Origin of the sequence: Modestobacter sp. VKM Ac-2983 (assembly GCF_026967885.1) — a bacterium.
In the GTDB taxonomy this organism is placed as follows: domain Bacteria; phylum Actinomycetota; class Actinomycetes; order Mycobacteriales; family Geodermatophilaceae; genus Modestobacter.
This window is the reverse complement of sequence record NZ_JAPVBK010000001.1, coordinates 774,896-790,261: the sequence shown is the minus strand read 5'-3', so window position 1 is coordinate 790,261 and position 15,366 is coordinate 774,896. Positions and strand designations below refer to the sequence as shown.

15 protein-coding genes are annotated in these 15,366 nt (G+C 73.1%); 6 read left to right on the top strand and 9 right to left on the bottom strand.

The features are described from left to right. Positions 1-15 precede the first annotated feature (15 nt). Complete coding sequence (glpX, locus tag O2W18_RS03680; protein WP_269186210.1) at positions 16-1,071, top strand: class II fructose-bisphosphatase; 1,056 nt, start codon at positions 16-18, stop codon at positions 1,069-1,071. A 23-nt stretch (positions 1,072-1,094) separates the two neighbouring features. Here glpX and O2W18_RS03675 read toward each other — a convergent pair whose 3' ends face one another. Next, a complete protein-coding gene (locus O2W18_RS03675; protein WP_269186209.1) occupies positions 1,095-1,754 on the bottom strand; it encodes a DUF1707 SHOCT-like domain-containing protein in 660 nt (219 codons plus the stop codon). Positions 1,755-1,839: 85 nt separating this feature from the next. On the opposite strand from O2W18_RS03675, the gene O2W18_RS03670 reads away from it, so the two are divergent. The 3 genes from O2W18_RS03670 to O2W18_RS03660 all read left to right on the top strand — a co-directional run bounded on the left by O2W18_RS03670 (position 1,840) and on the right by O2W18_RS03660 (position 6,778). After that, entirely contained in the window at positions 1,840-3,243 is a 1,404-nt protein-coding gene (locus O2W18_RS03670) for a class II fumarate hydratase (RefSeq protein ID WP_269186208.1), read from the top strand. Between the two features lie 90 nt (positions 3,244-3,333). Next, positions 3,334-4,635: a citrate synthase gene (locus tag O2W18_RS03665; RefSeq protein WP_269171940.1), complete on the top strand. Its 1,302-nt coding sequence runs from the start codon at positions 3,334-3,336 to the stop codon at positions 4,633-4,635. A gap of 556 nt (positions 4,636-5,191) precedes the next feature. After that, positions 5,192-6,778: an NlpC/P60 family protein gene (locus O2W18_RS03660; RefSeq protein WP_269186207.1), complete on the top strand. Its 1,587-nt coding sequence runs from the start codon at positions 5,192-5,194 to the stop codon at positions 6,776-6,778. 25 nt (positions 6,779-6,803) lie between these two features. Here the strand turns inward: O2W18_RS03660 and O2W18_RS03655 are convergent, their stop codons facing one another. The 8 genes from O2W18_RS03655 to O2W18_RS03620 all read right to left on the bottom strand — a co-directional run bounded on the left by O2W18_RS03655 (position 6,804) and on the right by O2W18_RS03620 (position 13,285). After that, on the bottom strand, positions 6,804-7,565 hold the full coding sequence (locus tag O2W18_RS03655) for a hypothetical protein (RefSeq protein WP_269186206.1): 762 nt from the start codon (positions 7,563-7,565) through the stop codon (positions 6,804-6,806). Then, complete coding sequence (locus O2W18_RS03650; protein ID WP_269186205.1) at positions 7,562-7,909, bottom strand: hypothetical protein; 348 nt, start codon at positions 7,907-7,909, stop codon at positions 7,562-7,564. The genes O2W18_RS03655 and O2W18_RS03650 overlap by 4 nt, the downstream gene beginning before the upstream one ends. 191 nt (positions 7,910-8,100) lie before the next feature. Next, complete coding sequence (locus tag O2W18_RS03645) at positions 8,101-9,198, bottom strand: flagellar biosynthesis protein FliA (protein ID WP_269186204.1); 1,098 nt, start codon at positions 9,196-9,198, stop codon at positions 8,101-8,103. A gap of 104 nt (positions 9,199-9,302) precedes the next feature. Beyond that, positions 9,303-9,899 (bottom strand): hypothetical protein, encoded by a 597-nt coding sequence (locus O2W18_RS03640; protein ID WP_269186203.1) that lies wholly within the window; start codon positions 9,897-9,899, stop codon positions 9,303-9,305. 142 nt (positions 9,900-10,041) lie between these two features. Further along, complete coding sequence (gene csrA, locus O2W18_RS03635; protein WP_269186202.1) at positions 10,042-10,290, bottom strand: carbon storage regulator CsrA; 249 nt, start codon at positions 10,288-10,290, stop codon at positions 10,042-10,044. A gap of 145 nt (positions 10,291-10,435) precedes the next feature. Next, on the bottom strand, positions 10,436-11,347 hold the full coding sequence (gene flgL, locus O2W18_RS03630) for a flagellar hook-associated protein FlgL (RefSeq protein ID WP_269186201.1): 912 nt from the start codon (positions 11,345-11,347) through the stop codon (positions 10,436-10,438). Between the two features lie 4 nt (positions 11,348-11,351). Beyond that, positions 11,352-12,800 (bottom strand): flagellar hook-associated protein FlgK, encoded by a 1,449-nt coding sequence (gene flgK / locus O2W18_RS03625; RefSeq protein ID WP_269186200.1) that lies wholly within the window; start codon positions 12,798-12,800, stop codon positions 11,352-11,354. Beyond that, positions 12,797-13,285, bottom strand: coding sequence for a flagellar protein FlgN (locus O2W18_RS03620; protein ID WP_269171949.1), 489 nt, complete (start codon positions 13,283-13,285; stop codon positions 12,797-12,799). The genes flgK and O2W18_RS03620 overlap by 4 nt, the downstream gene beginning before the upstream one ends. 182 nt (positions 13,286-13,467) lie before the next feature. Here O2W18_RS03620 and O2W18_RS03615 point away from each other — a divergent pair, with 182 nt between their 5' ends. Both O2W18_RS03615 and O2W18_RS03610 read left to right on the top strand, forming a co-directional pair. Beyond that, the gene (locus O2W18_RS03615) at positions 13,468-14,391 is read left to right on the top strand and encodes a sigma-70 family RNA polymerase sigma factor (protein WP_269186199.1); all 924 of its coding nucleotides are present in this window, start codon (positions 13,468-13,470) and stop codon (positions 14,389-14,391) included. A gap of 142 nt (positions 14,392-14,533) precedes the next feature. Beyond that, on the top strand, positions 14,534-15,355 hold the full coding sequence (locus O2W18_RS03610; RefSeq protein WP_269186198.1) for a flagellin N-terminal helical domain-containing protein: 822 nt from the start codon (positions 14,534-14,536) through the stop codon (positions 15,353-15,355). Positions 15,356-15,366 lie beyond the last annotated feature (11 nt).

Here is a 15,366-nt window from a genome sequence, read left to right as displayed (position 1 = left end):
CCCACAGGAGGTCCCGTGTCCCTTCCCCTGCCCGATGGCCCGCTGAACCCACGGCCGGCCTCGACGCTGCGCACCGACCGCCCGGCGCCGGACCGCAACCTGGCCCTGGAGCTCGTCCGGGTCACCGAGGCCGCTGCCCTGGCCGCCGGCCGGTGGGTCGGCCGCGGTGACAAGAACGGTGGGGACGGCGCCGCGGTCGACGCGATGCGCGCCCTCATCGGCACGGTGCACATGCGCGGCGTCGTCGTCATCGGGGAGGGCGAGAAGGACGAGGCCCCGATGCTCTACAACGGCGAGCACGTCGGCGACGGCTGGGGCAACGACTACGACGTCGCGGTCGACCCGATCGACGGCACCACGCTGATGGCCAAGGGCATGCCCAACGCGATCGCGGTGATGGCGGTGGCCGACCGGGGGGCGATGTACGACCCGTCCGCCGTCTTCTACATGGACAAGATCGCCACGGGGCCGGCCGCCGCCGACGTCGTCGACATCACCGCACCGGTGGCGGACAACATCCGCAAGGTGGCGAAGGCCAAGAGCAGCTCGGTGGGCGACGTGACGGTCTGCATCCTGGACCGGCCGCGGCACGAGACCCTGGTCCGGGAGGTGCGCGAGGCCGGCGCCCGGATCAAGTTCATCACCGACGGCGACGTCGCGGGGGCGATCGCGGCCGCCCAGGAGGGCACCGGTGTCGACCTGTTGATGGGCATCGGCGGCACGCCGGAGGGGATCATCACCGCCTGCGCCCTGAAGTGCATGGGCGGCGCGCTGCAAGGCCGGCTGTGGCCCAAGGACGACGCGGAGCGGCAGCGCGCCCTGGACGCCGGCCACGACCTGGACCGGGTGCTCCTGATCGACGACCTGGTGGGCGGCGACGTCTTCTTCGTCGCCACCGGCATCACCGACGGCGAGCTGCTGCGCGGGGTGCGGTACCGCGCCGGCGGGGCGACCACCCAGTCGCTGGTGATGCGCTCGCGCTCGGGCACGATCCGCTCGATCGAGAGCCTGCACTCGCTGGAGAAGCTCAACCAGTACTCGGCCGTCCCCTTCGGCGACGACGAGTCCTGAACCGCCCGCCCCCGCCGCCCGGCTCAGCCGGCGGGCGGCGGGGCCGACCGGCGTTCGGCCAGCCGGTCCAGGACGGCCCGCCAGCGGCTGGGCGACTCCCCCGGCGCCAGGCTGCGGAGCTTCAGGTCGCCGAAGACCGTCCAACCCCGGACGACGACCCGCGGGGTCCCCGGGAGCCGGGGCACCGGCGCCAGCTGGGTCTTGCGATCACCGAAGACCGTCCAGCCCTCGATCTCGGCGGCCACGCCCTCGCTGACGATCACCTCGACGTCCCCGAAGACCGTGCCCAGCTGCAGCGCCACCACCTCCTCGGAGGTGCGCAGCCCCCGCAGGTCGATGCGGACGTCGCCGAAGACGGTGCTGGCCCGCTCCGGCACGCTGGTGGTCGCGGTCAGCTTCACGTCGCCGAAGACGGTCGCGATGGTGCCCGTCGTCCGCTCGCCGACGACCTCCCCGAACGCCGGGACGGCGGAGGCCGGCGCGGGCAGGTCGGCGAGCAGCCCGTCGAGGTCGGCCGTCGTCACCGCGGCGTAGGCGACGTCGGCCCGCTGGGTGAACTCGTCCACGTTGATCCGCCCCTCGCCGAGGGCGGTCTGCAACCGGGTGACGACCGCGTCGCGTTCGGCGTCGGAGGCACGGACGACGGGGACGGGACCGGGCTCCCCGGCCTGCTGCTCGCTCATGCTGCGGACCCTAGCCGCGGGGCTGTCCCGCGGTGTCTAGGGTCGCTCCCGCAGGACAACCACCACACCACACCGGGAGCGCAGCGTGGCCACCGACACCGACGGCGCGGAGTACCGCATCGAGCACGACTCCATGGGGGAGGTCCGCGTCCCCTCGTGGGCGAAGTGGCGCGCGCAGACCCAGCGGGCCGTGGAGAACTTCCCGATCTCCGGCACGCCCATCGAGCGCGAGCTGATCGGTGCGCTGGCGGCGATCAAGGGTGCGGCCGCCGGGGTGAACGCCTCCCTCGGCGTGCTGCCGCAGGACATCGCCGACGCCGTCACCGAGGCCGCGGCGACCGTCGCCCGGGGTGACTGGGACGCGCACTTCCCGATCGACGTCTTCCAGACCGGGTCGGGCACGTCGAGCAACATGAACACCAACGAGGTCATCGCCACCCTGGCCACCGAGTCCCTCGGCTCGCCGGTGCACCCGAACGACCACGTCAACGCCTCGCAGTCGTCCAACGACGTCTTCCCCTCGGCCATCCACGTCGCGGCCACCGGTGCCATCGTGCGCGACCTGGTGCCCGCGTTGGAGCACCTGGCCGGCTCACTGGAGCGCAAGGCCATCGAGTTCGCCGAGGTCGTCAAGAGCGGCCGCACGCACCTGATGGACGCCACCCCGGTGACCCTGGGGCAGGAGTTCGGCGGCTACGCGGCCGCCGTCCGCTACGGCATCGAGCGGCTGCACGCCTCGCTCCCCCGGATCGGCGAGCTCCCGCTGGGCGGCACTGCGGTCGGCACCGGCATCAACACCCCGCCCGGCTTCGCCGCGGCCATCATCCAGCGGCTGGCCGGCGAGCTGGACCTGCCGCTGTCGGAGGCGCGCGACCACTTCGAGGCGCAGAGCTCCCGGGACGCCCTGGTCGAGGGCTCCGGCCAGCTCAAGACGATCGCCGTCGGGCTGATCAAGATCGCCAACGACCTGCGGTGGATGGGCTCGGGACCGCGCACCGGCCTGGGTGAGATCGCCCTGCCCGACCTGCAGCCGGGCAGCTCCATCATGCCGGGCAAGGTGAACCCGGTCATCCCCGAGGCGGTGATCCAGGTCGGCGCACAGGTGATCGGCAACGACGCCGCCGTCACCTACGCCGGCACCACCGGCGTGTTCGAGCTCAACGTGACGCTGCCGCTGATGGCCCGCAACGTGCTGGAGTCGATCCGGCTGCTGGCCAACGTCAGCCGGCTGCTGGCCGACCGCTGCGTCGACGGCGTCACCGCCAACGTCGAGCAGTGCCGCACCTACGCCGAGTCCTCCCCCTCGATCGTCACGCCGCTGAACAAGTACATCGGCTACGAGGAGGCGGCCAAGGTCGCCAAGCAGTCGCTGGCGGAGCAGAAGACCATCCGCCAGGTCGTGGTCGAGCGCGGCTACGTGGAGCAGGGGAAGCTCACCGAGGAGCAGCTGGACGCCGCCCTCGACGTGCTGTCGATGACCCACCCCTGACGACGACCACCGTCCTCCACGGCCCCGTCACACCTTCCTGCGGCGGGGCCGTGTCGCATCCCGACGAGAACTGAGTAGCGTCCAGACCTGATGAGCGAGACAGCGAACACCCCAGACGTAGCCCTGCGCTGGCCCGGCGGCGAACTGCCGCTCCGGGTCGTCCCCGCGACCGAGGGGTCCGAGGGAATCGACACGAGCAAGTTGCTGGCCACCACCGGCCAGGTCGCCCTGGACATCGGGTTCGTGAACACCGCGTCCTGCACCTCGGCGATCACCTACATCGACGGCGACCAGGGCATCCTGCGGTACCGCGGTTACCCGATCGACCAGCTGGCCGGCAAGGCGAGCTTCCTCGAGGTCTCCTACCTGCTGATCTACGGCGAGCTGCCGACGGCCGACCAGCTGGGGGAGTTCGACCAGCGGATCCGCCGGCACACCCTGCTGCACGAGGACCTCAAGGGGTTCTTCAACGGCTTCCCGCGCGACGCGCACCCGATGCCGGTGCTCTCCTCGGCGGTCAGCGCGCTGTCGACCTTCTACCAGGACTCGCTCGACCCCTTCAACCAGCAGCAGGTCGAGCTGTCGACCGTGCGACTCCTGGCCAAGCTGCCGACCATCGCCGCCTACGCCTACAAGAAGTCGATCGGGCAGCCGTTCCTCTACCCGGACAACTCCCTCGGCCTGGTGGAGAACTTCCTGCGGATGACCTTCGGCTTCCCGGCCGAGCCGTACGAGGCCGACCCGGAGCTGGTCAAGGCGCTGGACATGCTCTTCGTGCTGCACGCCGACCACGAGCAGAACTGCTCCACCTCCACGGTCCGGCTGGTCGGCAGCTCGCAGGCCAACATGTTCGCCTCCGTCTCGGCCGGCATCAACGCGCTGTTCGGCCCGCTGCACGGCGGGGCGAACCAGTCGGTGCTGGAGATGCTCGAGGCGATCAAGGCCGATGGCGGCGACATCAACCGCTTCGTCGCGCGGGTGAAGGACAAGGAGCCCGGCGTCAAGCTGATGGGCTTCGGGCACCGGGTCTACAAGAACTACGACCCGCGCGCGGCCCTGGTGAAGGCGACCGCCGACACGGTGCTGGACAAGCTGGGCGGCAACAACGAGCTGCTCGACCTGGCCCGGCAGCTGGAGGAGATCGCGCTCTCCGACGACTACTTCGTCGAGCGCAAGCTCTACCCGAACGTCGACTTCTACACCGGCCTCATCTACCGGGCGATGGGCTTCCCGACCCGGATGTTCACCGTGCTGTTCGCGATCGGCCGGCTGCCCGGCTGGATCGCCCAGTGGCGGGAGATGATCGAGGACCCGGCCACGAAGATCGGCCGCCCGCGGCAGGTCTACACCGGCCCGGCCGAGCGCTCCTTCGTGGAGCTCGACAACCGGTAGCCGCCGGACCGCACCACCCGAGACCCCGCCGTCCTGATGGACGGCGGGGTCTCGTCGTCTCCCCCCGAAGGGGTGAGCTGCACCCCCCGAACCGGTGAGGGACCTCCACCGGCCCGGCTGGCACGTCGATGGGATCAGGACAACGGGCGCCACCTGGCGGCCGGGCCGATCCGACGCAGCTGGGGGAACGACGGTGTCCGCACCACGCGCGCACGCTCCTGTGCCGCGGCCTCGCGCCCGGCCCGGCGCTGCCGGCCAGCCCGCACGGAAGGCACCTGCACGGCAGGCACCTGCACGGCAGGCACCCGGGCAGAGGGCACCCGCCCGGAAGGCACCCGCGGTCGGCAGCGCCCCGGTCCGTCAGCCCACGGGGCGGAGACCGGTCCCCGCCGGTCGTCGTCCGGTTCCGGCCACCCGCCGACCCGCTCCCCGGCGTGCCCGGACCGCCGGTGACCCCCGACGCTGGTGGCACCGACTGGCCGTCGTCGGCGGTGCGACGCTGGCCCTGATCGGCGTCCTGGCCGTCAGCGTCCAGCCACCCACCGAGGCCGGACAGGTGCCCACAGCGGCCGCCGCCGGTGAGGTGGCGGCCACCGCCGCGACCCTCGCGGACGCCGCCGCACGGCACGGGGCCGCGCTGGCCGAGGCGGAGGCCCTCGACGCCCAGGCGCAGCAGGCTCGCGACGCCGGCACGGCCGCCCTCACCGTGGTCACCGCCGACCGGGCTGCCGTCGGTGCCCATGCGGCCACCGCGTACCGGCGCAGCCCGGAAGAGCGCTGGCCGCTGGCACAGCTCTCCCTGCACCAGCCCGGGTCGACCTCCGACGTCCTGCACGCGCAGGGCCTGGCCGAGCAGCTGGCCGAGCAGCAGGAGAGCTCGGTCGCCCGCGCCGCCCTGGCCGCCGTCCAGGCGGCGGAGCACACCGACGCCGCCGCCGCGGCGGAGGCGGCCGCGGCGCAGGCGCGCAGCCGCGCAGCCGACGTGCTCACCGAGGTCCGCGCGATCGTCGCCGAGCTCGACCCGACCGTGAGCGCCCAGTGGGCTGCGCTGTCGACGAGCGCCGCCGCGCCCGACCAGCAGGCACGCAACACCGCCGCGCTGACCGGCTGGCAGGACCACCTCGGCCGGCTGGCTGCGGCCGGCGTCACCCCGCCGCCGGCCGCGGCGCTGACCGACCCGGGAACGCTGCCGGCCGGGCTCGCCGCGCTGCGCGACCCCACGGGCGCACCGGTGCCGGGCGTGGCCACCACCTACACCGCCGGCGGCACGCTCACCGTGCTCCCGGCCGAGACCGTCGCCGCGGTCAGCGCCGCCTTCGCCCAGCTCGGCAAGCCGTACCTGCTCGGGCAGCACGGGCCGGACGGGTACGACTGCGGTGGGCTCACCGCCACGACCTGGGCGCAGGGCGGCGTCGGACTGCCCACCGACCTGCCCGGCCAGTGGGCCCAGGGCACGCCGGTCCCGGCCGGGCAGCTCCAGGTGGGCGACCTGGTGTTCAGCACCGATCCGCGCAGCGGCCTGGACGACGTCGGCCTGTACGTGGGCGGCACCAGCGTGCTGTCCGCCTCCGCCGACCGGCATCAGGTGGCGGTGCGTGAACTGGCCGACCTGAGCACCGCCGTCCGGGTGTCGGTGCCGCCGACCACGCCCACACCGGTGCCGGCCAGCGGCCCCGTCACGGCGACGTGTGGCGCTCCGCTGCCCACCCCGGGGAACGCGGCCGGGCCCACGTCCGGCGCGTGGGGCGGCTGGGCCAACGGGCAGATCCCGGCCGACCAGCTCTGCCCGATCGGGGGCGGGCACCGGTTGCGCTGTGACGCAGCGGCGGCCTACCGGGCGATGTCCGCGGCCTACGCGCAGGCCTTCGGCACCCCCCTGTGCATCACCGACTCCTACCGGTCGCTGGGCGCCCAGGTCGACGCGCACCGCCGGAAGCCGAAGATCACCGCGGTGCCGGGGACCTCCAACCACGGCTGGGCCCTGGCGGTCGACCTCTGCGGCGGGATCAACGTCTTCGGCACCGCGCAGACGGCGTGGATGCAGCGCAACGCCGGCCACTTCGGCTGGCTGCACCCCGACTGGGCGCAGGCGGGCGGCCAGAACCCGGAGCCGTGGCACTGGGAGTACGGCGAGCTGAGTTGACCGGCGGTCGGCCGGGGCGGACGGGTCAGGCCCAGCCGAGGTCGGCCAGCTCCTGCCACGGCAGGGTCGCGCAGGCATCGGTCGCCTCCGCGACCAGCCGGCGCGCCACGGCGGCCTCCGCGCAGGCGACCGGCCGGTGCGGGGTGACGACGACGTGCATGTCGCGCAGCGGCAGCCCGGCGGCGGCCATCTCCACGAGCAGCTCCTCGGGGCGCACCAACACCGCGGTGTCCATGCCGGGCACGCTGGTCGAGGTCCACAGGCCCACCGGGCCCTCGACCCGGAGCGCGGTCCGGACGATCGCGGCCCGGCCGAGCGCCGCCGAGCGAACCTGGTGCACCAGGGGCAGCGTCGCGGTGCGGGACGGCCGCCAGGGCACGACCAGCTGCTCGCGCGCAACCACCACCCGCCAGCCCAGCGCGGTGTGCCGGGCGTCGGACCAGTCCAGGACGGCGACACCGGTGGCGAGGGCGACCGGATCGGGCACGGGGCGGCGGGCGAGCCAGGCACCCAGCGCAGTGGCGACCGACTCGGCCGTCACGGGCACCCGGGCCCGGGTCATCTCCGCGGCGAGCTCGGCGAGCAGGACCCGGGTGCGGCGACCGGTGTCGTCCAGCACCAGCATCGGCCCGCGGCCCGCCCCGTCCAGGACGCCGAGCTCCAGGTCCGGGTGGACCCCCCGGTCGGCCAGCAGCTCCACGGCAGCCCACACGTCGGGCACCCGGACCTCGGCCCGGTTCAGTCGCTGGAGGAGCCCGGCCGGGGTGCCGAAGAGCGCTCCGGTCATGCGCTGCGTCCTCCGGTCAGGGCTTCTCGGGCCACGGTCGCCAGACCGGGCAGGGACAACACGCTCGCCAGCTCGACGGCGGACAGCCGCACCGGGACGACGTCGTCGGACCAGCCGGTGGCCCGGCGGACGCGTGCGGTGGGTGCGGGCCAGACGACCTCACGGGCGGCGGCCACGTGCAGTTCGGTGAGCACCTCACTCAGGTGGACGGCGGCGACCGGGTGCAGCGGTCCGCTGTCGAGGGCGGCCCGCACGGCCCGCTCGACCTCGAGCCGGTCCGGGCTGCTCAGCCAGTGCGGCACCAGGACCGCCTGCGCCGGGTCCTCGGCCGGAGGGCCGCTCACTCCCCCACCGCCGGGCGCTGGGCCCCGGCCGGACGACCGGCCCCCGCAGTGCGGCGAGTGGGCTCCGGCGCGTTCACGACATGGATATCGGCAGGTGAGAGGGCCAATGGACCCGGATCGCAACCTTTTCCGCCTCCCGTCGCCCGCTCCCGGCCACCGGGTCGCCGCACGTTCCGGCGGCCCGGCAGAGCTCAGCCGCCCAGCTCGGAGAGCCGGTCCTTGAGGGCCTTCTCGGCGCGGTCGGCGTGCACGTTCATGTTGCGCACGGACGTGCCCAGGTCGGCCGACAGCTGCGTCTTGGTCTGCCCGCCCCAGGTCGTCAGGTACCAGGTCGCCCAGCCCAGCACGTTCGGCTGCGCCGCCCGCTGGTCCCGGCGGGCGGTCGGGTCGGGGGCGCACGCGGCGGTCAGGGCGTGCGACAGCAGGCTCTGCTCGGCCTCGCCCATGATCTCGTCGGGCACCTCGGCGCTGTCGGGGACGACGAACTCCACCGTGTCGGCCCCGCCGTCCAGGGACTGCAGGTTGCGCAGACCGTTCAGGGTGGCGACGGTCTGGGAGTTGCGGCGCAGCGTGGCCACGCTCTGGCCCATGTAGGAGGCCAGCTCCTTCTCGCTGGGCCGGCGCTGGTGCTCCGCGGTGAACGCGGCCACCGCCTTCTGCTGCTTGTTCTCCGTGTCGGCCGCGGTCCGGCCGTAGGCGTTGCGCCCCAGGTCGTGGACCCACTTGGAGAGCTGGGTCGCCAGGAAGGCGCCGAAGGGGACGGACTTGGTCTCGTCGTACTGGCTCACCGCCTTCAGCACCCACTCGGCCACCTGCTGGTCGACGTCGTCGTTGTCGGGCAGGTGCAGCCGGATGGTGCTCATGTTCCGCTGCAGGCGCTTGAGGCTGACCCGGCAGTAGTGTCGGCACAGCCCGTCGAGGAAGGTGGCCGGCAGGTCGCGGGGCGCCCGGCGGCGCACGCCGGTCTCCGGCCGCAGCCCGACCGTCGCGTAGCCCTCGGTGGCGCACCAGGCGCGGATCAGGCCGGCGAGCTCCTCGGCCGTCCCGGTCTCGCCGTCGACCCGGTACAGGCCGTCGCCCTCGTCGTAGGTCACCGTGACCTGGGCCGGCAGGGCCGCCCGGAAGGTGTCCAGCGGCAGCTCGCGGTCGGTGCGGAAGTGCACCCGGTCGCGGGGGGTGATCGGGGCCAGCACCCAGCCCTCGGCCTCGGTGAGCCCGCCGAAGACCAGCGGTTCACGGATGCGGCCTGGGTCGGTGGCGAGCTGGGGGGTGAGCATGTCCTGGGACACCGGTCCTCCTGAGGGGAAGTGCAGGTGGGCTGGGGTGGGGCGTGTCTGGGGCGTTGCGGCAGCGAGCGCGGAGCCGGCCCTCGGTGGGCCGACTGCGTCCGGCGTCAGACCAGGGCGGGCACCCCGCGGCGGGCGGGGGCGTGGACGCTGTCCCCGGAGGGACGGCGCGGCGAGGGGATGCGCGGGGCCGGGACCCGGGGCGCCGGCATGCGGGGCCGGGGCGTCTCGACGGCCTCGAGCACACCGGCGGCCGCTGCGCGCTCGACCTCGTTCGGCTCGGCGACGTACACCGGCATGAAGTCGTAGAGGTCGGTGAAGAGCCCGTCCACGAAGGCGTAGGCGGCCTGCGCCTGGTCGGAGAACTTCGCGATCAGCTCGCGCGGGCCGAGCTCGACGCCGACGGTGATCCGGACGGCGCGGTCGTCGCCGCTGAGGCCGGTCAGCGCGAAGGCCACCGACTCGTGCCGGGCGGCCAGCGCCGCGAGGGCGGCGAGGCACCGACGGGTGGCCGGCCGGCGGGGGCGAAGCTGGACGTGCACCACGACCGTCTCCGACCAGGCTGCGCCGGCGACCGGCTCACCGAAGGAGCCGTCGACGGCATCACAGGGACGCAGGTCGTCGGCGCCGGACGGCCCGACGCGCAGGTCGACCGACAGCTCGACGCCGTCTGCCGGGCCCGATGCGAGTGCGCTGAGTTCCATGTTCGTCTCCCCCTGTAACCGTGGTGCTGTGGGGAGAGACTTGCGCACGATCGCAGCCGCCGACGGCGAGACTCGCCGCCCTGTGACTACTGTGACGGCTGAGGTGAGCTGTTATTGGGCCGTATCGGTCATCTTCATGGCACTAGTTGCCAGCTGGCTTGCCTGGCGCTGGTGCAAATGCCGACAACGCAGCCACGGCGTCTGCGGCCACCTCGGCGGCGAGGCTCTGCGCCTCGGCGATCTGCTTGTAGACCTCTTCGCGGTGGATCGTCACCTCGCGGGGGGCCTTGAAGCCCAGCCGCACGGTCCCGCCGCGGACCTCGACGACGTAGACCTCGATGTCCTCGCCGATCCGGATGCTCTCGCCGACGCTGCGGGTGAGAGTGAGCATGGGTACCCCTCCTTGGGTTCGTGTGGGCCGTCCGTGGCATCGCCCCGCCGGTCGGCGGGACCGGGCGCGCCCACCCGGGTGGGCGCGCCCTGCTCTTGTTCTCTCGGCAGGTTGGCCCCGAGAAGGGTCCACCCTGCTCCGACGATCAGCGCAGGAAGTCCAGCAGAGTGGGCTGGATGGCCTTCGCAGTGGCCCCGAGCGCGGCCTCGTAGCCGACCTGCTGCATCTGCAGGTTCATGATCGTCTTGGGCAGGTCCACGTTCTCGATGACCGAGGACCGGCTGGTCAGCGACAGCTGCAGGTCCTTGTTGACCTGCTGGGCCGTCTCGATCCGGTTGGTGCGCGTACCGATGTCCGCCGCCGCCGTCAGCATCCGGTTCAGCACGGCGTCCAGGTCCTCGAGGTGCCCGGCGAGGGCGGCCGGGTCGTCGACCAGGTCGGTGGCGATGGACTGGACGACGGAGAACAGGTCACCGGTCGCCGGGTCACCGAAGGCCTCCGGCCCGGTGAGGTCGACCCGGATCGTGTCGGCGTCGGACACCTGGCGGTTGACCGGGATCACCGGCACCGGCGGCACGGTCGTGCCACCGAAGCCCTGGTAGGCGCCGCTCGTGACGTCGTACGCCGTCGACCCGCTGGTCACCCCGCCGAAGACGGGCACGCCCTGGACCGTGGTGTTGGCCAGACCCAGCAGGCTCTCGCGGATCCCGGCGACCTCGGTCTGGTAGGCGGCACGGGAGGGGCCGGACAGGGCGCCGTCGTTGAGGCCGGCCACCGTCTTCGCCCGGACGTTCTGCACCTGCTTGATCATGTTCTGCAGGGCGGAGTCCGTCGCGTCGAGCAGGCCGATCCCGTCGTTGATGTTCCGGGCGTACTGCGCGGCACCGGCGAGCTCCTGGCGGGTCTGCATCGCCGCGTTCGTGCCGGTGGGGTCGTCGGAGGGCTTGTTGATCGTCTTGCCCGACGTCAGCTGGGCCTGCAGCTTGGCGATGGCCTCCTGGTTGCGGTTGAGGCCCTGCAGTGCGGTGACGGCGAGCGAGCGCTGGGTGATCCGCATCAGGTCACAGCCCCACTCGGCCGGTGCGGTTGATCAGCACGTCGAGCGTCTCGTCGATGGTGGTGATCATCCGCGCGGCGGCGGAGTAGGCGTGCTGGAACTGCAGCATGTTCGTCATCTCCTCGTCGAGGTTGACCCCCGAGACGGACTCGCGGGACGCGTCCACCTGCGCGGCGACCACCGTCTGCGTCTGCAGGTTGCTCGTGGCCACCGATGCCTCCACGCCGAGGTCGACGATCAGCTGCCGGTAGGCGACGGCCGCCCCGGTGTCCGCCCGCGCCATGGCGGCCAGCTTCGCGGCGTTGCCGGCGTCGGCCGACGGCCTGGCGGCGACGGCCGGCGGTCCTGCGACCGCCGGGATCGGCGCCATCGACGCGGCAGCGAGCTTCGTCGGGTCGGTGATCAGCAGGGTGATGTTCGCCGCGGTGACCGGGACGGCCGGCACGGTGCCCGAACCGAACATCGGGCCGCCCGGGGCGCCGGTCTTGTCGTAGGCGCCCGGACCGGTGTGCACGGCGTTGACCTGGTCGGCCAGCTGCTGGGCGACCGCGTCCAGCTTCTGCTGGTACCGCGGGATCGTCTGGCTCAGCGCCGTCAGCGCACCGCCCGCGGTGCCGCCGAGGGCGAGCCGGGTGCCACCGGGGTCGGTGACGAACGAGGGGTCCAGGGCGGTGGCCTCCGCGGGCACCTCGGTGCCGACGACCCGGATGCCGATCGCCGAGACGCCGGAGACCAGCATCGCGCCGGCGACGGAGACGTCGACCTGCCCGTCGTCCCCGGGGCTGGACGTGGCACCGATGGCGGTGGCCAGCTCCTTCACCAGCCCGTCCCGCTTGTCGGCCAGCTCGTTGACCGGCAGGCCGGCCTGGGTCGCACGCTTGATCGCCCGGTTCAGGTCGGCGATCGACTGGCTCTTCGCGTTCACGTCCTGCGCCAGCGTGTCCAGGCTGTCCCGGGTCTGGGTCCACTGCTTGTCCAGGTTGCTGCTCGTGGTGTGCAGCTCCGCGACGAGCGTGGCGGTCTTCTGCAGCACGGCCGTCCGGGCGCCGTCCTCGGTCGGGTGGTTGGCCACGTCGCCCCACGCGGTGAAGACGGCGGTGAGCTTGGCCTGGATGCCGGTCTCGCCGGGCTCGCGGAAGGCCTGCTCGATCTGGGCGAGGGTGGCGTCCTGAGCGGTCATCCGGGCGGTCGAGGCGGACTCGATCTGCGCCCGGCTCTCCAAGAAGCCGTCCCGGATGCGGATCACCTTGTCGGCGTCGACGCCCTGGCCGACCTGGTTGCTGATCGCGTACATCGCCGGGACGGCGTTGCCCCCGATCGACTGCAGCTCCGCCCGCTGGCGGGAGTAGCCCGGGGTGTTGACGTTGGCGATGTTCTGCCCGGTGACGTCCAGCCCGCGCTGCTGCGCCCACAGGGCCGTCGTCGCCGTGTTCAGACCGGAGAACGAGCTCACAGCGCACCGTCCAGGGTGACCGAGCGATAGGCGTTGCCGGCCGCGCGGCCGGACTGGGTGTACGTGCCGGCCGCGGTGTTCGGCTGGGTGGTGTTCAGGGCGTCGTTGATGACGGCCAGGCCGCTCTCGATCAGCTCCTTGTTGGTGTCGGAGAGCCCGCGGAGCTCCGAGACGAGGAGCAGGAGGGCCTCGTGGTGCTTGGCGTAGAGGTCGTCCCACGGGGCGGGGGCCGAGTCGGCGAGCTGGCGCAGCGAGGGGTTGGCCTCCAGCCCCAGCCGGCCGGCGATCTGCTCGGTGGCCGCGGCCCGCTCGAGCTCGAGGGTCCGCAGCTGCTCCAGGACCACCTCTATCTCGTGGGCGATCCGGGCCAGCCACCGGCTCTTGCCGGTGACGATGAGGTACTGCTTCTCCTCGGCCTTGAAGAGCAGGAGGTCCAGCAGTTCCTGCTCTCGCCAGAGCAACGTCGACAGGTGCTGGTGGTCCATGCCGGCCTTTCCGTCGTCGTGTGCAGCCCGTCGTGCAGGCCTGAGCCCACCGGGACCGGCGGGCGCTGTCGATCTCCACTTCGGCACCCGGCGGCGCCCGGTCAAGCCGAGATGGCTCAAGGTCGCCCGGAAATGTGTCGATGGCGGTGCCACGTGAGCGGCGGTCAGCCGAGAAGGAGGGCGTGACCGCAGCCCGCCCCGCAGTGAGTGAGCGCCGACCCGCCAACGTCGACGCGCTGGTGACCACCCATCTCGCGCTCGCCCAGTTCGCGGTGAACGCAGTGGCCTCGCGCATCTCGCTGCCCAGCCACGTCAGCCGGGACGACCTCCTCTCCTGCGCCAGCGTCGCGCTGGTGGAGGTGGCCCGCCGCTTCGACTCGACCGCCGGGGCGACCTTCGCCACCTACGCCCTGCCGCGCCTGCAGGGCGCCGTCCTGGACGAGCTGCGCTCCGGCGACTGGGCCAGCCGCTCGGTCCGGGCCGCGGCGCGGCGCACGGACGCGGCGACCGATGCGCTGACCATCAGCCTGGGCCGCCCGCCGACGAAGGAGGAGCTGGCCGCGAGCCTCGGCGTCCAGCGCTCGGAGCTGGACTCCCTGCAGATCGACGTGCACCGGGCCGTGATGGTGAGCATGGACGCCGAGACCGGCACCGACGGCGGCTCGCTCGACCTGCCCGACACCGGTGACTCCCCGGAGCGCGCACTGCTGCGCGGGGAGCGGGCCCGGCACCTGCACGAGGCGATCCGCGCCCTGCCCGACAAGCTCGACGAGGTCGTGGAGCGCAACTTCTTCGGCGACGAGTCCCTCACCGACATCGCCGACTCCCTCGGCGTGACCCTGTCCCGTGTCTCACAGATGCGGGCCCGCGCGCTCACCCTGCTGCACGCCGCGATGAGCGAGATCTGGGACGGCACCGCCGTCCCCGCCGACGGTGGCGTGCGCGCCCGCAACCAGCAGCGCGCCTACGTCGAGCGGGTCGCCGCCCGCCAGTCCGCCGGCTGGACCGCGGCGACCCCTCCCCCGTTCCCGGTGCCCCAGCCCCGGGGCCGTGCGCGGCGCGGCTGGGTGGTCCCCGAGCGCGGCGCGGCCGCCCAGCCCGCCTGAGCCGCCGCCCGGCTCGAGTCACATCCACACCACGGACCTCACCCGTTCGGGTTGAGACCGGGTCCTCCGGACCGTAGAAGAGATCGATCCCGCCGCACGGCTGCGGCGGTTCCTTCTCGTTCCCGGTCCACGGAGGGCCCGCATGAGCCTGGTCGTCAACAGCAACATCGCCGGGTTGAACTCAACCCGCGTCCTCGGCATCGTCGATCGGCAACAGAGCACGTCGATCGAGCGGCTCTCCTCCGGCCTGCGGATCAACCGCGCCGCCGACGACGCCGCCAGCCTGGGGATCGCCGAGGGCCTGCGCACCCAGATCGGCGGGTTCAGGGTCGCGCTGCGCAACAGCCAGGACGGCATCTCGGTGCTGCAGACCGCCGAGGGTGCGCTCACCGAGACCCACTCCCTGCTGCACCGGATGCGGGACCTCGCCGTCCAGGCCGCGAACACCGGCGGGCTGGACGACGCCGCCCGGGCGAACGTGCAGACCGAGATCGGACAGTTGCGGGCCGAGCTGGACCGGATCGCGAAGACGACGTCCTTCAACGGCCGGCAGCTCCTGGACGGCAGCTACCGCGGGACCTTCCAGGTGGGCGCGGACGCCGGGCACACGATCAGCGTCGGTTTCGGACCGGCGATGAGCGCGGCCGGCCTGGGGGTCGCCGGCGTGGACGTCACCGCGCCTGCCGGGACCGCCACGGCGCTGGCGGCGATCGACGCGGCAATCGGGCAGGTGTCCACGGCGCGCGCCGACCTCGGTGCCGCGCAGAACCGGTTCGAGCACAACATCGCCAAGGTGGGCGTGGCGCTGGACAACACCGCCGCCTCGGAGAGCCGGATCCGGGACGCCGACATCGCGTCGGAGATGACCACGATGAGTCGAACGTCGATCCTCACCCAGGCCGGCACGGCGATGGCCGCCCAGGCGAACCAGTCGCCGCGTGGGGTGCTGCAACTGCTGCGCTGAACGGGTGACCC